Source organism: Allobosea sp. BH3, from assembly GCF_025499465.1.
Taxonomy (GTDB): Bacteria; Pseudomonadota; Alphaproteobacteria; order Rhizobiales; family Beijerinckiaceae; genus Allobosea.
In genome coordinates, this window is record NZ_JAIMCA010000009.1 from 1 (window position 1) to 18385 (window position 18385).

The 18385-nt window shown below is 67.8% G+C and carries 14 protein-coding genes; 4 read left to right on the forward strand and 10 right to left on the reverse strand.

Annotated elements, in window-relative coordinates; translation table 11 throughout:
- The 4 genes from BoBH3_RS23835 to tesB form a co-directional block, all read right to left on the reverse strand.
- Positions 1 to 1395, reverse strand: a 1395-nt coding sequence (locus BoBH3_RS23835) for a DNA translocase FtsK 4TM domain-containing protein (RefSeq protein WP_262333359.1), incomplete at its 3' end; no start/stop codon positions are given.
- Positions 1396 to 1580: 185 nt separating this feature from the next.
- Complete coding sequence (locus tag BoBH3_RS23840; RefSeq protein WP_316045129.1) at positions 1581 to 3050, reverse strand: ammonium transporter; 1470 nt, start codon at positions 3048 to 3050, stop codon at positions 1581 to 1583.
- A gap of 28 nt (positions 3051 to 3078) precedes the next feature.
- Positions 3079 to 3417, reverse strand: coding sequence for a P-II family nitrogen regulator (locus BoBH3_RS23845; protein ID WP_262333360.1), 339 nt, complete (start codon positions 3415 to 3417; stop codon positions 3079 to 3081).
- 263 nt (positions 3418 to 3680) lie between these two features.
- Positions 3681 to 4547: an acyl-CoA thioesterase II gene (gene tesB / locus BoBH3_RS23850; protein ID WP_262333361.1), complete on the reverse strand. Its 867-nt coding sequence runs from the start codon at positions 4545 to 4547 to the stop codon at positions 3681 to 3683.
- A gap of 227 nt (positions 4548 to 4774) precedes the next feature.
- On the opposite strand from tesB, the gene BoBH3_RS23855 reads away from it, so the two are divergent.
- On the forward strand, positions 4775 to 6022 hold the full coding sequence (locus BoBH3_RS23855) for a ubiquinone biosynthesis hydroxylase (RefSeq protein WP_262333362.1): 1248 nt from the start codon (positions 4775 to 4777) through the stop codon (positions 6020 to 6022).
- Positions 6023 to 6133: 111 nt separating this feature from the next.
- On the opposite strand, the gene BoBH3_RS23860 is transcribed toward BoBH3_RS23855, so the two are convergent.
- A complete protein-coding gene (locus tag BoBH3_RS23860) occupies positions 6134 to 6328 on the reverse strand; it encodes a Trm112 family protein (RefSeq protein ID WP_262333363.1) in 195 nt (64 codons plus the stop codon).
- A 30-nt stretch (positions 6329 to 6358) separates the two neighbouring features.
- On the reverse strand, positions 6359 to 11206 hold the full coding sequence (locus BoBH3_RS23865) for an NAD-glutamate dehydrogenase (RefSeq protein WP_262333364.1): 4848 nt from the start codon (positions 11204 to 11206) through the stop codon (positions 6359 to 6361).
- Between the two features lie 180 nt (positions 11207 to 11386).
- On the opposite strand from BoBH3_RS23865, the gene BoBH3_RS23870 reads away from it, so the two are divergent.
- Positions 11387 to 11935 carry a peroxidase-related enzyme gene (locus tag BoBH3_RS23870; protein WP_262333416.1) on the forward strand — a complete coding sequence of 183 codons (549 nt, stop codon included), beginning with the start codon at positions 11387 to 11389 and terminating at the stop codon, positions 11933 to 11935.
- A gap of 331 nt (positions 11936 to 12266) precedes the next feature.
- Positions 12267 to 12635, forward strand: coding sequence for a DUF2794 domain-containing protein (locus tag BoBH3_RS23875; RefSeq protein ID WP_262333365.1), 369 nt, complete (start codon positions 12267 to 12269; stop codon positions 12633 to 12635).
- A gap of 36 nt (positions 12636 to 12671) precedes the next feature.
- Here BoBH3_RS23875 and BoBH3_RS23880 read toward each other — a convergent pair whose 3' ends face one another.
- The 4 genes from BoBH3_RS23880 to BoBH3_RS23895 all read right to left on the reverse strand — a co-directional run bounded on the left by BoBH3_RS23880 (position 12672) and on the right by BoBH3_RS23895 (position 17618).
- Positions 12672 to 13208 (reverse strand): GNAT family N-acetyltransferase, encoded by a 537-nt coding sequence (locus BoBH3_RS23880; protein ID WP_262333366.1) that lies wholly within the window; start codon positions 13206 to 13208, stop codon positions 12672 to 12674.
- Positions 13209 to 13332: 124 nt separating this feature from the next.
- Positions 13333 to 14109 (reverse strand): Bax inhibitor-1/YccA family protein, encoded by a 777-nt coding sequence (locus tag BoBH3_RS23885; protein WP_262333367.1) that lies wholly within the window; start codon positions 14107 to 14109, stop codon positions 13333 to 13335.
- 219 nt (positions 14110 to 14328) lie between these two features.
- Positions 14329 to 16914, reverse strand: a complete 2586-nt coding sequence (locus BoBH3_RS23890; protein WP_262333368.1) for an ABC transporter permease — start codon at positions 16912 to 16914, stop codon at positions 14329 to 14331.
- Between the two features lie 2 nt (positions 16915 to 16916).
- Entirely contained in the window at positions 16917 to 17618 is a 702-nt protein-coding gene (locus tag BoBH3_RS23895; RefSeq protein WP_262333369.1) for an ABC transporter ATP-binding protein, read from the reverse strand.
- A 6-nt stretch (positions 17619 to 17624) separates the two neighbouring features.
- Here BoBH3_RS23895 and BoBH3_RS23900 point away from each other — a divergent pair, with 6 nt between their 5' ends.
- On the forward strand, positions 17625 to 18344 hold the full coding sequence (locus BoBH3_RS23900) for an arylesterase (RefSeq protein WP_410050649.1): 720 nt from the start codon (positions 17625 to 17627) through the stop codon (positions 18342 to 18344).
- Positions 18345 to 18385 lie beyond the last annotated feature (41 nt).

Sequence of the window (18385 nt, forward strand, 5' to 3'; positions counted from 1 at the left end):
CTCGCGCAGGAAGACGGTCTCGCGCTTGTTGTTGGGCAGCTCGATGCCGATGGCGTTCTTGCCCTGCACCACCGCGACGCGCGCCGAGATCGCGCTCATCGAACGCGCGATGTCGTCGGCCAGCGAAATCACCCGCGAGGACTTCGTGCCAGGAGCCGGCTCAAGCTCGTAAAGCGTCACAACCGGGCCGGGGCGGACCTGCGTGATCTCGCCGCGCACGCCGAAATCCTCGAGCACGCCTTCGAGCAGGGTTGCATTCTGCTCCAGCGCGTCGGCCGAGACGGCGTTCGCCGGGGCCTTCTTCGGCTCGGCCAGATAGGTCAGCGGCGGCAGTTCGAAGGAGTCACGGTCGAGGAAGGAGGGTTGCGCCTCGCGCTGGATGCGCTTGCCGGGCTTCGGCGCCGCCTGCGGCAGGGTCACGCGCGAGGCGTTGAGGTCGCGCAGCTCCTGCGGCTCGTCGTCCAGGTCGAAGGGGACGTCGTCGAAATCCTCGGGCTCCGGCTCGGCCAGAGCGGCGCGAGGGCGCGGGTTCGGCAGCGGCTCGGGGTCGAATTCGGGTAGCGGGCGGCGCGGCGCGGGGGCCTCGCCAAATTGCGGCTCGCGCCGGACGCGGCCCTGGCGCTCGGCCGGCATCAGGCCGGTGTCGACTGCAGGCTGGGGCGGCTGCGGCAGGCGGCGGAGGATGGCCGCGCGCAGCGCCATCGCGGCATGGGCCAGCCAGCCGATCAGGATGACGGCGATGCCCGGCTCGTCGTCGCGGCGCTCCTCGGCGTCGGACCAGCTGTCCTCGGCTTCCGATTCGTCGAAAACCGGATCCTCATCGGTGACGAAGCCGAAGCCCGCCGCCGCGGTGACGGCGAGGATGGCGATGCCGGCATAGAGGAAGCCGACCAGGCTGCCGACCGCGCTGCCGGCGATGCCAGCGATGTTGCGGGTGCCGAAAAGCAGGCCATCGCCGATGACGCCGCCCATGCCGGTCGGCAGCGGCCAGCGGGGTGTCGCCGGAAGCGCGCTGGCGACGGCGGCGCTGGCGGCGATGCCGACGACCCAGAGGCCGAGCTTGAGCGCGCCGCGGTCGAAGAGGTGAAAGCGAATCAGCCGCAGCGACCAGATCAACGGCGGGAACAGCAGGGCGATGACGCCGAGCCCGACGAGTTGCATCAGAAGATCGGCGACCATGGCGCCGGGGCGCCCGAGCCAGTTGCGGACGGCCCCGCTGGTGGCGTTGTTGAGGCTGGGATCATCGACCGACCAGCTCGCCAGCGCGACCGCGATGCCTGTCATCAACGCCAGCAGGCCGAGCCCGGTGAGCTCCGACGCGCGGCGCGACAGGAACTCCCGCACCGGATCGGGCAGGCGGTCCATGAGCGATTGGGAGCGGCGGATGGTGCGCATGCGGAGGCGGTCGAGGTCCGGACTGTTGGGCCGCTTCATTCCGGCCGTGATCGGGAGGTTAGGAAGGCGAGGTTAAGACCCGCTTAACCTTGCGGGCCCGAGCGAAGCTCTGCGACGCAGCCCGCAAAGAAAAACCCCGGCGGTTGCCCGCCGGGGTCCTGTTTCACGTGAATCCGTAGTGCGGATCAGTTGTGGTAGGCGCGCTCGCCATGCTCGGCGATGTCGAGGCCTTCGCGCTCCTGGTCGGTGGTGACGCGCAGGCCGACGATCACGTCGACGATCTTGTAGAGGATCGCCGAGCCGACGCCGCCATAGACCAGCGTGAACAGCACCGCCTTGATCTGGGCCATCACGGCCGTGCCGAACTCATAGGTGCCGACGACGAGCTCGCCCGGCTTCGTGGAGTAATCGGGGATGCCGCCGCCGCCGAGGGCGGTGTTGACCAGGATGCCGGTGCCGATGGCGCCGATGATGCCGCCGATGCAGTGGACGCCGAAGACATCGAGCGAGTCGTCGTAGCCGAGCGCGTTCTTCACGGTCGAGCAGAAGACGAAGCAGACCACGCCGGCGACCAGGCCGAGGATGATCGAGCCCATCGGGCCGGCGAAGCCCGCCGCCGGGGTGACGGCGACGAGGCCGGCGACGGCGCCGGAGACCATGCCGAGCATCGAGGGCTTGCCCTTGACCGCCCATTCCGCGAACAGCCAGGCGACGGCCGCGGCCGCGGTGGCGACGAAGGTGTTGATCATCGCCAGGGCGGCGGTGCCGTTGGCCTCGAGGTTCGAGCCGGCGTTGAAGCCGAACCAGCCGACCCAGAGGAGGGCGCCGCCGATCAGGGTCATGGTCAGCGAGTGCGGGGCCATCAGCTCCTTGCCGTAGCCGATGCGCTTGCCGATCAGGATGCAGCCGACAAGGCCCGCGATACCGGCGTTGATATGGACGACCGTGCCGCCGGCGAAGTCGAGCGCGCCCCACTTGAAGAGCATGCCGGCATCGGCGTTGACCGCGTCGAGAGCGGCCTGCGCAGCGACCTTGCCGTCAGCGCCGGCATCGGCGAGCGCCTTGGCGGCGTTGCCGACCGCGTCCGGGCCGCCCCAGTACCAGACCATGTGGGCCATCGGGAAGTAGATGAAGGTGACCCACAGGACGGTGAACAGCAGCAGCGCGGAGAACTTCATGCGCTCGGCGAAGGCGCCGACGATGAGGGCCGGCGTGATGCAGGCGAAGGTCATCTGGAAGCAGATATAGACCAGCTCGGGGATGACCACGCCGTTCGAGAAGGTGCCGACGGTGGTGGTCGGATCGACGCCGCGCAGGAAGGCCTTGGAGAAGCCGCCGACGAAGTCATTGAGGCCGCCGCCATTGGTGAAGGCGAGCGAGTAACCGAAGATCACCCACATCAGGGAGACGATGCTGGTGATGGCGAAGACCTGGGTCAGCACCGAGAGCATGTTCTTGCTGCGGACGAGGCCGCCGTAGAACAGCGCGAGGCCGGGGATGATCATGAGCAGCACGAGCACCGTGGAACTCATCATGAAGGCGACGTCGCCCTTGTTCGGGGTCGGGGCCGCGGGGGCCTGGGCGAACGCGGAGCCCGCGACGCCGGCGAGCGCGAGCCCGACGAGTCCGGCCCGGCTGAGAGTCTTGAAATTCATTGCTGGAAACTCCTGAAAGGGTCGGGGCTCAGAGGGCGTCCGCGTCGGTCTCGCCGGTGCGGATGCGCACGGCCTTCTCGATCGACGAGACGAAGATCTTGCCGTCACCGATCTGGCCGGTGCGGGCGGCGGCGGTGATCGCCTCGATCACCTTGCCGACGAGATCGTCGGAGACCGCGACCTCGATCTTGATCTTCGGCAGGAAACTCACGGCGTATTCGGCGCCGCGATAGATTTCCGTATGGCCCTTCTGGCGGCCGTAGCCCTTAACTTCCGTCACTGTAAGGCCGTGGACGCCGATGGCTGTGAGCCCGTCGCGCACCTCCTCCAGCTTGAACGGCTTGATGATCGCCATCACGATTTTCATATGCTGGGTTTCCCCGTCTGCGCCGCCAAGTCGTCAGCCCCGGCGATCTCGTTGCTCCGTCGCGCGCCCTGCGGACCACAGCGCGTTGGACCCCCAATTCAAGGCGCGTGCCAACAGGCCTCGCGCGCCATCGCGGCGCTGTCCGAGGCAGAATGGCAGCAAATCGTTCGGGTAAAAAAAGCGTGCGCCTAAATTCTGGGCATTCGCACAGATACTAGACAGTCGCCTAAACTCTGTTCAGGCGATCTATTCCTGCCGGGCGTTCAGCCGAGATCGGGCCGGGGGCGGATGAGCCCTTCCTGTGCGACGGAGGCGACGAGCCGGCCCTGCCGGTCGAAGATCAGCCCGCGCGAGAAGCCGCGTGCGCCCGAGGTCGAGGGGCTGTCCTGCGAATAGAGCAGCCAGTCGTCGGCGCGGAAGGGGCGATGAAACCAGAGCGCATGGTCGAGGCTCGCACCCTGGATCTTCTGGTCGAACACCGTGGTGCCGTGGGCGATCAGGCTGGAATCGAGCAGCATCATGTCCGAGGCATAGGCGAGCACGCTCTGATGAAGTGCAGGCTCGTCCGGCAGCGGTTCCATCGCCCGGATCCAGACGTTGAACTTCGGCTCCATCTTGCCGCCGGTCCGGTAACGCTCCAGCTCGACAGGGCGGATCTCGATCGGCCGCTGGCGCTGGTAATAGGCCTGAAGGGGATTCGGCATGTGCGGGAGCAGGCTTGCGGTCATCTCCTCGCGGCCCGGCAGATCCTCGGGCATCGGCACATCGGGCATCGGCATCTGGTGCTCGTAGCCCGGTTCATCGACCTGGAAGGAAGCCGACATGGCAAAGATCGCCTCGCCCTTCTGGATCGCCAGCACACGGCGCGTGGTGAAGGAGCGGCCGTCGCGCAGGCGGTCGACCTCGTAGACGATCGGGATCTCGGGGTCGCCGCCCAGCAGGAAATAGGCGTGCAGCGAATGGGGCTGGCGTCCCTCCACCGTCTTGCAGGCGGCGTAGAGAGCCTGGCCGATCACCTGCCCGCCGAAGACGCGCGGCCAGGTCGATTTGGGGCTGCGACCGCGGAACAGATTGCGCTCCAGCGGCTCAAGGTCGAGGATCGACGTCAGGGAGGCGCTGATCTGTGTCATTGTCGGCGGCGTCGCGGTGTGGTTGACGAGGCGTCCGGCGGTTCAGAATGAACAGCCGGATTCGCTTCGCATCAGCACCGACGCATCCCGCGCCGTCAAGCGCGGCCGCGATAGCATCGGACCGAAAAGTGGAATCCACTTTTCGGAAGAATCCGATGCAACAACAGATGGATAGATCATCGTGATCGCGTCCGGTAGGACGCGCGATGATCTAGGGGAGCAATAGCATGTCCAATGAGCAGGGCCGGCGGGCGCGCATCGTCATCGCGGGCGGCGGCATTGCCGGGCTTTCGCTGGCGCTGGCGCTGAAACAGGCGCTCGGAGCGGATTTCTCGGTCGTTTTGGCCGATCCGGCGCTGGCAGGCGCGCCGCGCGCAGACAACCGCGCCTATGCGGTGGCGGCCGGTGCGCGCGCCATGCTGGAGACGCTCGGCGTCTGGGAGGCGGTGGCGGCGACGTCTCAGCCGATGACCGAGATGGTGATCTCCGACAGCCGCACGAAGGATGCGGTGCGACCGGTCTTCCTGACCTTCGACGGCGAGGTCGAGCCCGGACAGCCCTTCGCGCATATGGTCGAGAACGCAGGGCTGGTGGCGGGTCTGAAGGCGGCCTGCGAGCAGGCGGGCGTCGAGCTGCGCGCCACCGGCGTGCGGCGCTTCGCGACGCAGGAGGGGTCCGTCGAAATCGTCTTCGGCGATGATTCGCGCATGGCGTCCCTGTTGCTCGTGGCGGCCGACGGGGCGCGCTCGAAGCTCCGCGAGCAGGCTGGGATCGGCTGGGTCGGCTGGGGCTATGGCCAGTCCGGCATCGTCGCCACGGTCGGGCATGAGCGGCCGCATCATGGCCGCGCCGTCGAGCATTTCCTGCCGTCGGGGCCTTTCGCGATCCTGCCGCTGGCCGATGGCGGCAGGCTCGGGCATCGCTCCTCGATCGTCTGGAGCGAGCGCACCGGGAATGTGCCGGCGCTGCTGTCGCTCGACAATGAGGACATGCTGACCGAGATCGAGACGCGCTTCGGGCTGGAGCTCGGCGAGATCGCGCTGGAAAGCGCGGTGAGTGCCTATCCGCTCGCCTTCGGCGTGGCGCGCCGCTTCGTCGACGACCGCTTCGCGTTGCTGGGCGATGCAGCGCATCTGATCCACCCCATCGCCGGACAGGGGCTCAATCTCGGTCTCAAGGATGTCGCGGCGCTGGCGGAGACGATCGTCGATGCGGCGCGGCTCGGGCTCGACCCCGGCGCGCTCGACGTTCTGGAGGGCTATGAGAAGGCGCGCCGCTTCGACACGGTGGCGATGGGCGCGATGACCGACGGGCTCAACCGGCTGTTCTCGAACGATGCGACGCCGCTGCGGCTGGCGCGCGATCTCGGGCTCGGACTGGTGGACCGGCTGCCCGGGCTGAAGCGCTTTCTCATCCGCGAGGCGGCAGGCCTCGCCGGAACGCCGCCGCGGCTGCTCAGGGGCGAGGCGCTCTGAAAGGTCGTCATAGTCGGGCTTGACCCGACCATCTCTTGAAGAATGGGCGCCTTTATCGGCACGAGATTCTCGGGTCGAAGCTTCGCTTCGCCCGAGAATGACGCCTTGGCATCACTCCTCTAGCGGCCGGGCCTCTTCCGGCAACATGATCGGGATGCCGTCGCGGATCGGGTAGGCGAGCTTGGCGGCGCGGCTGATCAGCTCCTGCTTCGCCGCATCGTATTCCAGCGTCGCCTTGGTCAGCGGGCAGACCAGGATCTCGAGAAGCTTGGGGTCGATCCGTGTAGTGGTGTCGGTCTCGCTCATCGTCTTGATCCTGTTCAGGCGCTCTTGCGCTCAGGGGTTCTTGCGCGGCAGATCGGCCAGCATGCCTGCCGCTACCATGAGCTTGGGCAGGGTCAAGCCGGAACTCGTGATCGCGTTGACCGTGGTGCGGGTCCGCTCCGTCTCCTCGCCGCGCTCGGAGAGCCAGCTTTCCAGCGTGCCCTTGGCCTTTGCGCTCGCCGCAATTTCGCGCGTCAGGCTGGAATGGGCGTCGTCGAGGGTCTCGATCGCACGTTCGCGGGCGAGGCGCTCGTAGTCGTCGGTCGCCGGGACGGCGGCGGCGGCCGTTTTCAGGTTCGTCAGGCCGAACTGGGCATCGATACCGAAATGGATGCGGGCCACCTCGTCGATGTTGCGCTTGGTCGCTTCGGCGATGTCGACGATGTCGGTCGCCTCGGCCAACGCCGGCAGGCTGGCGATGCGGGCCGCGAGCGTCTGCGGCACGCCTTCCGCCGTCAGCACGGCGATGCGGGCGAGCCTCGCCTGCGCGGCGGCCTCGGGCAATAGCTCGCTGAGATCGGAGGCCAGCGCGGCGACGCCTTTCGCATAGCGGGCGATGGTCTGCTCGATGGTGCCGGGCTTGGCGACGCCGTGGCGCAGGAACCAGCCCATGCGGTCGGTGACGAGCTCCTGGGCGGCAGCATATAGCCCGAGCTGCGTCCTGCCGGGGATTTTCGCGTCGAGTGCGTCGATTTCGCCGTTGAGCGCGATCAGGTCGAAGGAGTCGCGGGCGATGGCGTAGGCGGCGGCGATGGCCGGCGCGTCAGAGCGGGTCAGCGCCGCCAATACCGGGACGAGCGCGGGACCACCACGGTTGACGATGGCGTTGGCGAGCTGCGTCGCCACGATCTCGCGCCGCAGCTTGTGGCTGGCGATGCCGTCCGGATAGGCGTCGCGCAGCGCCTTCGGGAAATAGCGGACGAGTTCGCTGGCGAGATAGGGGTCGTCCGGCATGGCCGATTCCAGCAGCGCGTCGTGGAGCGAGAGCTTCGCATAAGCCAGGAGCACGGCGAGTTCCGGCCGGGTCAGCCCCTCACCGCGCTTCTCGCGCTCGACGAGCAGGGCATCGCTCGGCAGGTACTCGACGCTACGGTCGAGCCGGCCGTCCTGTTCCAGCGTCTGCATCAGGAAGCGCAGACCCGGCGTTGCCGCGATCCCGCGTGCTTCCGTCAGGGAAAGCGAGAGCGTCTGGAGGTAATTGTTGCGCAGGACGAGGTCGCCGACCTCGTCGGTCATCGAGGCGAGCAGGGCGTTGCGCTTGTCTTCCGTCAGGCGCCCGTCCTTTACCGGGCCGGCGAGCGCGATCTTGATGTTGACCTCGACGTCCGAGGTGTTGACGCCGGCGGAGTTGTCGATGGCGTCGGTGTTCAGGCGAACGCCCTTGCGGGCGGCCTCGATGCGGCCGCGCTGGGTGACGCCGAGATTGGCGCCCTCGCCGATCACGAGCGCCCTGATCTCGGCGCCGGCGACGCGGATCGCGTCATTGGCGCGGTCGCCGACCTGGGCGTCGGTTTCATCGGAAGCGCGGATATAGGTGCCGATGCCGCCGAACCAGAGCAGGTCGACGCGCGCCTTCAGGATCGCGGTCATCAGCTCGGGCGGGGACACCTCCTTGCGGTCGATGTCGAGCAGGGTGCGCAGCTCGGCCGAGAGCGGGATGCTCTTGGCCTGGCGCGAGAACACGCCGCCGCCCTTGGAGATCAGTGTCTTGTCGTAATCGGCCCAGGACGAGCGCGGCAGCTTGAACAGGCGCTGGCGCTCGGCCAGCGAAGCGGCCGGGTCCGGATCGGGATCGAGGAAGATGTCGCGGTGGTCGAAGGCGGCGACGAGCTTGATCGCGGGCGACAGCAGCATGCCGTTGCCGAAGACGTCCCCGGACATGTCGCCCACGCCGGCCACGGTGAAGGGCGTGCTCTGGATGTCGACGTCGATCTCGCGGAAATGGCGCTTCACGGCCTCCCAGGCGCCGCGGGCGGTGATGCCCATGCCCTTGTGGTCGTAGCCCTGCGAGCCGCCGGAGGCGAAGGCGTCGCCGAGCCAGTGATGCTTCTCCAGCGAGATGGCGTTGGCGGTGTCCGAGAAGGTCGCGGTGCCCTTGTCGGCGGCGACGACCAGATAGGGGTCGTCGCCGTCATGGCGCACCGTGTCGGCCGGCGGGATCACCGTCTCGCCGTCGAGATTGTCGGTGAGCTCCAGCAGGTTGCGCACGAAGATGCGGTAGCTCTCGGTGCCCTCCGCCAGCCAGGCGGCGCGGTCCGAAGCCGGGGGAAGCTGCTTGGGGAAGAAGCCGCCCTTGGCGCCGACCGGCACGATGACGGCGTTCTTGACCTGCTGCGCCTTGACGAGGCCGAGCACCTCGGTGCGGAAATCCTGTGGCCGGTCCGACCAGCGCAGGCCGCCGCGCGCCACCTTGCCGAAGCGCATGTGCACGCCCTCGACGCGGGGCGAATAGACGAAGATCTCGTAGAGCGGGCGCGGCAGCGGCAGCCCGTCGACCTTGCCGGATTCGAACTTGAAGGTGATCGTCTGGCGCGGATGCCCGTCCGGCGCGGTCTGGAAGAAGTTGGTGCGCAACGCGGCGTCGACCAGGTTGACGAGGCGGCGCAGGATGCGGTCCTCGTCCAGGCTGGTGACGGCGTCGAGCGCCTGCTCGATCTCCTCGCGCTTCTGCGCCGTGCGCTGCTCGCGCTCGCCCGTCGGGATGCGCGGGTCGAACCGGGCGAAGAAATAGCCGACGAGCGCGGAGGCGATCTCGGAATGCCGGGTCAGCGCATCGGCGATGTAGCTTTGGGCATAGGGCGCACCGGCCTGACGCAGATAGCGGCCCAGCGCGCGCAGCAGCGCCGCCTCCCGCCAGGCAAGGCCGGCGGAGAGCACGAGCTGGTCGAAGCGGTCGGACTCGGCGAGCCCGCGGAACTGCGCCATCAGCGCGGCCTCGATGGTCGGGTCCAGGCGCTCGATATCGATCGTGCCGCCGTCGGCGCGCTCCAGCGTCATGTCGTGCAGCCAGACGCGGATGCTCTCGCCGCCCTCGGTGCCGCTGCCCTGCGGCAGCACGTTGTAGGTCCGCTCGTTGATGACGCGGAAGCCCATGTTCTCAAGCACGGGCACGCGGGCCGAGAGCGAGATCGGGCTGCTGCGCGAGAACACCTTGAGGTTAGCGCGCGTGGCGTCGTCGCCCTCGCGACGATAGAGGTTGACCGCGCGGGCCCGCTCGGGCGTGAGCTGCTGCAGCAGGTCGATGTCGACCAGCGCCTCGGCGGGGGAGAAGCGGTCGCGATAGGCGGCGCCGAAGGCGGTGGCGTAGCGCTCGGCCAGCGCCCGGGCGGCGGGACCGGCCCGTTGCTCGTCGAGCACGTCCTTCAGCCCGTCGCTCCAGGTGCGGATGATGGCGCCGATGCCGGATTCGAGCGTGGCGCGGTCGATCTTCGGCGTTTTCCCGTCATCGCGGCCGATGATGTAGTGGGTGCGTGAGAGCGGCCCTTCCGGATAGGCCGGGTAGGCGGCGGAGAGGCGGCCCTTGTAGATCCGCGCCAGGAACTCGCCGACGCGCTGGCGGACGGTGGTGTCGTAGCGGTCCTTGGGGATGAAGACGAGGATCGAGACGAAACGGTCGAATTCGTCGACGCGGGCGAGCGCCCGCACGCGTGGCCGCTCGGTGAGCTGCAGCACGTCGAGGGCGAAATGCTCCAGCGTCGGCACGTCGATCTGGAAGAGCTCGTCGCGCGGATAGGCGTCGAGCACGTTCATCAGCGCGCGGCCGGAATAGCTCGCCGGGTCGAAGCCGATGCTGCGGGTGACGCGGGCGACCTTGAGCCTGAGATAGGGAATCGCCTGGGCGCTGCCGGTATAGGCGTTGGAGGTGAGGAGACCGACGATGCGCAACTCGCCATCGAGCCGCCCCTCGGGGGTGAACAGCTTCACGCCGACATAATCGAGATGGACGCGCCGGTGGACGCGGCTCTTGACGTTGGCCTTGGTGATGATGAGCGCCTGGGGCTTGGCCAGGAAGGCGCGGATCTCGGGCGTGATCGCGACCAGCTCGTGGCCGCGGCGCAGCACCTTGACGGCGGGATCGCGCAGGATGCCGAGGCCCGAGCCTTCGATCGGGTCCGCGGCGACATCGCCGCCGGGGAAGCGGTAGGCGCGGATGCCGAGCAGCGTGAAATTGTCGCCGGCGATCCATTCGAGGAACTGCAATGCCTCGGCGATCTCGTCCTCCGGCAGCGGCGGGGGATTGGCGCGATAGGCCTGGATCACCTCGGTGATGCGGCCGCGCATGGCGGCCCAGTCGTCGACGGCCAGCCCGACATCGGCATAGACGCGGTCCAGCGCGGCGCGCAGGCGCTCGCGAGCCTCGGGCGTGTCGATGCGGTCGATATGGATGTGCAGCAGGCTCTCGCGTCGCGTGCCTTCAGGGGCGCGCCCGGCCGCCTCTCCGGCCAGCGAGAGGAACTTGCCTTCGGCATCGCGCGCCACGGCCAGGATCGGATGGGCGACAAGGCGCGGTTCGTGGCCCTGCTCCTGCAACTCGGCCAAGGTCGAATCGAGCAGGAAGGGCTTGTTGTCGTTGATCACCTCGAGAATCGTGATCTGGCGTCGGCGCTCGCCCTCGCCGAACTCGTCATCGCGGAAACGCAGATTGATCGTTTCGGGCTTTCGGGATTCCGTCAGGTGCTCATAGGCAGCGGCAGCGGCCCGTGCCAGGAGTTCCGGCGGCAGCGCATCGAGGTCCTCGGCGACGGAACGGCCGTAGAGCAAAGCGGGGAATTCCGCCGGCATGGTGCTCTTGAGCCCCGCGGCCGCGGATCCGATTGCGGCAATGGACCCCGCAGTCGCGTTGGTCACCCGTTTGCCCATGTCGCATCCCCCATTTGTCCCTCCGCAGCGATGGCATAGGCTGCGCAGCCCTTCAACTTGCCTTGCCTGGAAAAGCGGCAAATCGACCGCGACCCAGCGAGAGGACGCACCATGGCAACAAAGCGTGACAAACCCAAGTTCGGCGAGATTCCGGCGTCGCAGGATGCACCGCCCGTGGTGATGGCGCTGAATCTGCCTCCAGCGCCGCTGTCAGCGGAGAACGAGGCGTATTTCGAGAAGTGCCGGGAGAAGCTCGGCTTCGTGCCGAATGTGCTTCTCTCCTATGCTCATGACGATGCGAAGCTCACCGTCTTCGCCGCCTTCTACAACGACCTGATGCTGGCGCCGTCCGGACTGTCGAAGCTGGAGCGGGAGATGATCGCCGTCGCGGTTTCGAGCGTGAACCGCTGCTATTACTGCCTCACGGCCCATGGCGCCGCGGTGCGTCAGCTCTCCGGCGATCCTGTGCTGGGTGAGCTGATGGCGATGAACTATCGGGCGGCGGAGCTGTCGGCGCGCCACCGCGCCATGCTCGACTTCGCGGTCAAGCTGACCGAGACGCCGCATCTGGTCGAGGAGGCGGATCGGGAGGCCCTGCGCAAGGCCGGCTTCGGCGAGCGCGACATCTGGGACATCGGCGCGGTCGCGGCCTTCTTCAACATGTCGAACCGGATGGCCTCGGCGGTCGATATGAGGCCCAACGCCGAATATCACGGCCAGGCGCGCTGAGGCGGGAAAGGCATCCCGCAAAAGAAAACGGCCGGCGTAACGCCAGCCGCTAGTTGGCCTCGATGTTGAAGGCCCGGCTCCGCCGGAACTCCGGGGGGCTGGGGGGCTGACAAACCGGAGCTCAGCAAAGCCGGGCCGTCGAGGCAACGAGGGGAGTTGAACCGCGCAACTTGGCGCTCGCTTGGCGCGTTCGCGGCGAAAATGCGGCATTTCGAATGGGACCTTGCACCGGGTTCCACCGGGTCCGCGCGGCAATCGATCTCTTGCCAGCGCAGGAGTGCAGGCGCATCATTGCCAGAGCGAACAGGAGAGGCCCTGCCAGGGAGGCGCCATGAGCGAAAGCGAAACGCCGCAATCGCAGCAGGCCGGCGCGGTGGTCCATTTCCCGGCGCCGGCTCGGCCGACAACCGTGACCTTCGACCGGCGCGAGCTCAGCGAGCTGCTCAATCTCTATGGCCGCATGGTCGCGGCGGGCGAATGGCGCGACTACGCCATCGATTTTCTCAAGGACAAGGCGCAGTTCTCGGTGTTCCGACGCTCCTCCGAGATGCCGCTTTACCGCATCGTCAAGGATCCCGCGCTCGCGCGCCGGCAGGGCGCCTATTCGGTGGTCGCGGCGACGGGGCTCATCCTGAAGCGCGGCTCCGAGCTTTCCCGTGTGCTCAAGGTGCTCGACAAGCAGTTGAGCGTCGTCAGTTAAGGGCTTGATTTCTCATCTGTATCGCCCCCTTCGCCTTCAAAAGGACGGGGGCGTCGACGCGCCTTCGCCCAGCTCCTTCTGCATCAGCATCTGGTCGAGCCAGCGGCCGTGCTTGAAGCCGACCTTCTCGGCGATGCCGATCAGCCGGAAGCCCGCCTTCTCATGCAGCCGCCGCGAGCCGACTGACGCGCCGGTGCCATCGCCGATTACCGCGATCATCTGGCGGAAGCCGCGTTCCGTGCAGGCGCTCATCAGCGCTTCCAGCAACAGGCCGCCGACGCCGAGGCCCTGGGCTGCGGGGGCGATGTAGATCGAGTTCTCGACCGTGGTGCGATAGGCCGGGCGCGGCCGGTAGGCGCCGGCATAGGCATAGCCCAGCACCTCCCCGTTCCTGTCGGCGGCGAGATAGGGATAGCTGCCCGCTAGAATTGCCTCGTAGCGCCGCAGCATCTCGGCCTCTCCCGGCGGCTCGAGCTCCCAGGAGGCCGTGCCGTGGAGCACGGCATGGGCATAAATGCCGGCGATGGCGGGAATGTCCGCAGGGGTGGCAGGGCGAATCGTGGGCGTGGTCATGGCCCGATCTTGAGCAATGCCCATGCCAAGGAGAAGCCGTGCCGACGGCACCCGGCCAAACAAAAAGCCCCGGCCGCGAGGCCGGGGCTGACGCTGCCCGCTTTAGCGGGAAGCCTGGCGATGCTCACTCCTGGCGATTGCCGAAGAGCGAAAGCAGCATCTGGAACATGTTGACGAAGTTCAGGTAGAGCGACAGCGCGCCGTTCACCGAGAGCTTCGCCGCCGACTCGGCGTCGAGGTCGGAATAGAGATACATCTCCTTCAGGCGCTGCGTATCCCAGGCGGTCAGGCCGGCGAAGACGAGCACGCCGATGACCGAGATCGCGAAGCCGAGCGCGCTCGAAGCCAGGAAGATGTTGACCAGCGAGGCGATCACCAGGCCGATCAGGCCCATGATCAGGAACGAGCCCATGCCCGACAGGGACTTCTTCGTGGTGTAGCCGAAGAGGCTCAGGCCGCCGAAGGCCGCAGCCGTGATGAAGAAGACGCGCCCGATCGACTCGCTGGTGTAGACGAGGAAGATCGACGCCATCGACACGCCCATCACCGCAGCGAAGGCGAAGAACATGCTGCGCGCAGCCGAGGAGCTCATGCTCTCGGCCTTGAACGAGAAGAAGAAGATGAAGGCGAGCGGAGCCAGCATCACCACCCACTTCAGCGGGCTGGCGAAGAGCGCGACGCCAAGCGGCGTCAGGCCGGCGACCTTGCCGGTCGGCGTGTAGCCGGCAATGGCGAACATCGAGATGCCGATGGCGAACAGGCCGGTGATGGCCAGGCCGATCGACATGTTGTTGTAGACGCCGAGCATGAACGAGCGCAGGCCCTGATCCATCTCGACGGCGCTGGTCTGCTGTGCGCGGCCGGCACCCCAGACTGGAGCATTGCGGTCGAAGTTGCTCATTAAGAGAGTTTCCCCTGACGTAGTTTCGGACGACGGAGGGCGCGCGAGCGCCAGCCGTCCTCGCGCTTGGTCAGCGCGATGAGGGGAATATGAGGGGCTTTTCCGGTTCTTACAAGACCCCGCCATGGTTAAGGCGGGGCGGGTCATAGAAGTTCGACGCCAGTCCTATGCAAAGTGACAGGACTTTAATGTCTTTCTTATGCCTCTCTCAGATAGTCATCATAAATTCCTGAGATGAGAAGCCGGCGCTTTCGCCAGTATTTTTATCGTCCCCACGAGCCCGAACAGGACGGTAACACCGACAGCAGCAGTCGCGGCCAGTAGTGCGCCGGTCGGATCACTGACGAAATCGATGCGCATCACTTGGGTGACGATGCCCCAGCCCGCCGCACTACCCGCGACAACCCCGAACAGGGCTGCGACGAGGCCGATGGCCGCGTATTCAAGGGCGTACGACGAAAGTATGAAGCGGCGGGTCGCGCCGAGCGTCTTCAGGATCATCGCGTCATAGAGCCGCGCCCTCTGGCCGGCGGCGAGCGCGCCGCCCAGCACGAGCAGGCTCGCGGCGATGGCGAGGCCCGAGGCGCCGCGGATCGCCATGGCGAGCTGGGCGACGATGGTGTTGACCGCCTCGAGCGCGTCCTTGACCCGCACCGCCGTGACGGCCGGGAAGTCGAGCGCGAGCCGGCGCATCAGCGCGGCATCGGTCACGCCCTTGCCGTCCGGGCTGGTCGAGACGGTGGCGAGATTGGTGTGCGGCGCGCCGGCGAAGGTGTTCGGCGAGAACACCATGACGAAGTTGATGCCGAAGGAGCGCCAGTCGACCGTGCGCAGATTGGCGACGCGGGCGGTGATGCTGCGGCCGAGCACGTTGACGGTGAGCCGGTCGCCGATCTTGAGCCCGATGCCGGCGGCATTCTGCGCGTCGAAGGAGACCAGCGGCTCGCCGCGATAATCGGCCGGCCACCATTCGCCGGCCGCGAGCCGGGAGCCCTCCGGCAGGGCGGCGGCATAAGTAATGCCGCGGTCGCCATCGAGCACCCAGGCGGATTGCTCGCTGGCCTTGATGTCCTCGGCGCGGGTTTCGTTCACCGAGAGAATACGCCCGCGCATCATCGGGACGCGCTCGAGCTTGGCGCCGGGGCGCTGCTCGGCGAGGAAGGCGTCGAAGCGATCAGCATCGCGGCTCGGCACGTCGAGGAAGAAGAAGCTCGGTGCCTTGTCCGGCAGCGCGCCGGTGAGCTGCCGCGTCAGGCTGGCGTCGATGAAGGAGAGGGCAGAGAGCAGGGCTACGCCCAGACCCAGCGAGAGCACGAGTGAGGGCGTCAGCGCGCCGGGCCGGTGGCTGTTGGCCAGCGCCATGCGCAGCGAAGGACGGTTCGGGCGGGGCAGGCGCCGGGCCAGCGCCATCAGGCCGGTGGAGACGGCGCGCAGCAGCAGGAAGACGCCGAACATCACGCCGATATAGATCAGCGCGATGCGCCGATCATAGGCGAAGGCGAAGGCGACGCCGACGAGCCCTGCCAGCGCGGCCCCGCAAAGCGCGAGATAGATCCAGCGAGGACGGCGGGAATTCGGCTCCACCTGGTCGCGGAACAGGGCCGAGACCGGAATGTCGTGCGCCCGGCCGAGCGGGATGATGGCGAAAACCAGTGCGGTCAGGAGCCCGTAGAGCGCCGCGACCGCGAGCTCGCCCGGCGCCAGCGTCGGCTCGAAGGGCACGGGCAGGATGCTCTGGACGACCGCGCCGAGGCCGAAGGGGGCCGCGGCGCCGAGGATGAGGCCGATCGTGGTGCCGACCGCGGCGACGAGCATCACCTCGGTCAGGTGGATCGCGACGACACGTCCTCCGGAGGCGCCGACCGCCTTCATGGTGGCGAAATCGAGCTTCTTGGCCTCGACGAAGCGACGCACCGCATTGGCGACGCCGACGCCGCCGACGAGAAGCGCGGTCAGGCCGACCAGGGTCAGGAACTGGGTGAAGCGCTCGAGATTGCGCTGGAAGCTCGGCGCGGCATTGGCCCGGGAGCGGATTTCCCAGCCGGCATCGCGCTGTTCGCGGCCCGCATCGGCGATCAGCCTGTCGAGATCGGCGTCGGTGGTCGCGGTCTGGGGCAATTGGACGCGGTAGGTCCAGCGAATCAGGCTGCCCGGCTGGAGCAGGCCGGTCGCGCGCAGCGCCTCCTGCGAGATGAGGAGGCGCGGGCCGAAGCCGACGCCGGCGGCGATCTTGTCGGGTTCGGAGACGAGATGGGCGCGAAGCTGGAGCGTTGCGTCGCCGAGCCGGATGGTGTCACCGGGCTTGAGGTCGAGCCGGCCGAAGAGGACAGGGTCGGCGGTCGCGCCGAAAATGTCGCCGCGCTGTTCCAGCAAGCCGGGCAGCGGCTGCTGCGGATCTGTCTCGACGCTGCCGATCCCCGGATAGGCGGAATCGACGGCCTTGATCTCGACGAGGGCAGCGCCCTTGTCGCCGGCATTGGCCATGCCGCGCATGCCGGCGATGCTGGAGACGGTGCCGCGCGCCGTCAGGAAGGCGAGTTCCTGCGGCGTGGCCTCGCGATGGATCAGGCTGAAGGCGGTGTCACCGCCGAGGATGCGCCGGCCTTCGCGGGCCAGCCCCTCTGTCAGACCCCGCGAGGCGGAGGCGACAGCCGCGATGGTCATGACGCCGAGCGCGAGACAGGCGATGAAGACGCCGAAGCCGCTCAGGCCTCCGCGCAGGTCACGGATGGCAAGTCGGAAGGCGAGGCCGATGCCGAACGAGCGTGAGGGCGGGTTTGCGGGCGGCTTGACGGGAGCATGCATCGTCAGGCGACCGCCGCTTCGGTTTCCGTTTCGATCACGCCCGAGCGGAGCCGCACGGTGCGCTCGCAGAGGGCTGCGAGCGAGAGGTCGTGGGTGACGAGCACCAGCGTCGCGCCGCGCTCGCGCTTCAGCGCGAAGATCAGGTCGACGATGGAGCGGCCGGTCGATTCATCGAGATTGCCGGTCGGCTCGTCGGCGACGAGGATCGCCGGATCGGGCGCGACGGCCCGCGCGATGGCGACGCGCTGCTGCTCGCCGCCGGAAAGCTGGGCGGGATAGTGGTCCATGCGGTGCCCGAGCCCGACGCTGCGAAGCTCGGCCTCGGCGCGCGCGAAGGCATCGGCCTGGCCGGCGAGTTCCAGCGGCAGCGCGACGTTCTCGCGCGCCGTCATGGTCGGCACGAGGTGGAAGGACTGGAAGACGATGCCTATATGCCGGCCGCGGAAGACCGCGAGCCCGTCCTCGTCGAGCGCGCCGAGATCCTGCCCCGCGACGCGGACGAGGCCGGAATCGGGGCGTTCGAGGCCGGCCATGGTCATCAGCAATGTCGACTTGCCCGAGCCGGAGGGGCCGACCAGGCCGGTCGCCTCGCCATCGTTGAGCGATACGGAGACCCCCTTGAGGATATGGACGCGGGCGGCGCCACGCCCCAAACTCAGATGCACATCCTGCAACTCTATCGCCGGGGCGGCTTTCTCGCTCATCACGCCATGATCCTGACTTACGCTTCCATCGGTGCTGTGCCGCGATATGGGCGCGCCTTCGCGCTTGTCCAATCCGCTGCGGCGTTTTTCATCGTCTTCCTGCTGTCTCTCACCGGTGCATCCAGCATGGCTTCGGCCCAGGCGCCCGCTCCTGAGGCCAAGCCCGTGAAGCTCGTGGCGCTCGGCGATTCGTTGACGGCGGGCTATAATCTCCCCGGCAGCGCGGCCTTTCCGGTGGTTCTGGAGCAAGCGCTGCGCCGGAAGGGGGTCGCTGTCGAGATCGTGAACGCCGGCGTCTCCGGCGACACGAGCCAGGCCGGGCTTGAGCGGCTCGACTGGTCGGTGCCGGACGGGACCGACGGCGTGATCGTCGAGCTCGGAGCGAACGATGCGCTGCGCGGCGTCGATCCGGCGCAGACGCGCCAGGCGCTCGAAGCGATCATCACCCGGCTGAAGCAGCGCGGCATCGCCGTGATGCTCGCCGGCATGTATGCGCCGCGCAATCTCGGTGCCGATTATGCGAAGCGCTTCGACGCCATCTACCGCGAGCTTGCGGAAAAGCACGGGCTGGTGCTTTACCCGTTCTTCCTGGAAGGCATCGCGGGCGACCGCGCGCTGAACCTGCCGGATGGGCTCCATCCCACGGCCGAGGGCGTCAACGTCATCGTCCGCTCCATCCTGCCGACGGTCGAGCGCTTCATCGCCACGCTGCCCGCCAAGCCCTGATCCTCTCCATCCGTCCGCCCCGGACGGATTTCCCGCTTCTC

Bases quoted from the DNA above. Each gene is read 5' to 3' on its own strand.
- BoBH3_RS23840 (WP_316045129.1), bottom strand. From the start codon at position 3,050: ATGAATTTCAAGACTCTCAGCCGGGCCGGACTCGTCGGGCTCGCGCTC.
- BoBH3_RS23845 (WP_262333360.1), bottom strand. From the start codon at position 3,417: ATGAAAATCGTGATGGCGATCATCAAGCCGTTCAAGCTGGAGGAGGTG.
- tesB (WP_262333361.1), bottom strand. From the start codon at position 4,547: ATGACACAGATCAGCGCCTCCCTGACGTCGATCCTCGACCTTGAGCCG.
- BoBH3_RS23855 (WP_262333362.1), top strand. From the start codon at position 4,775: ATGTCCAATGAGCAGGGCCGGCGGGCGCGCATCGTCATCGCGGGCGGC.
- BoBH3_RS23860 (WP_262333363.1), bottom strand. From the start codon at position 6,328: ATGAGCGAGACCGACACCACTACACGGATCGACCCCAAGCTTCTCGAG.
- BoBH3_RS23865 (WP_262333364.1), bottom strand. From the start codon at position 11,206: ATGGGCAAACGGGTGACCAACGCGACTGCGGGGTCCATTGCCGCAATC.
- BoBH3_RS23870 (WP_262333416.1), top strand. From the start codon at position 11,387: ATGGCGCTGAATCTGCCTCCAGCGCCGCTGTCAGCGGAGAACGAGGCG.
- BoBH3_RS23875 (WP_262333365.1), top strand. From the start codon at position 12,267: ATGAGCGAAAGCGAAACGCCGCAATCGCAGCAGGCCGGCGCGGTGGTC.
- BoBH3_RS23880 (WP_262333366.1), bottom strand. From the start codon at position 13,208: ATGACCACGCCCACGATTCGCCCTGCCACCCCTGCGGACATTCCCGCC.
- BoBH3_RS23885 (WP_262333367.1), bottom strand. From the start codon at position 14,109: ATGAGCAACTTCGACCGCAATGCTCCAGTCTGGGGTGCCGGCCGCGCA.
- BoBH3_RS23890 (WP_262333368.1), bottom strand. From the start codon at position 16,914: ATGCATGCTCCCGTCAAGCCGCCCGCAAACCCGCCCTCACGCTCGTTC.
- BoBH3_RS23895 (WP_262333369.1), bottom strand. From the start codon at position 17,618: ATGAGCGAGAAAGCCGCCCCGGCGATAGAGTTGCAGGATGTGCATCTG.
- BoBH3_RS23900 (WP_410050649.1), top strand. From the start codon at position 17,625: ATGATCCTGACTTACGCTTCCATCGGTGCTGTGCCGCGATATGGGCGC.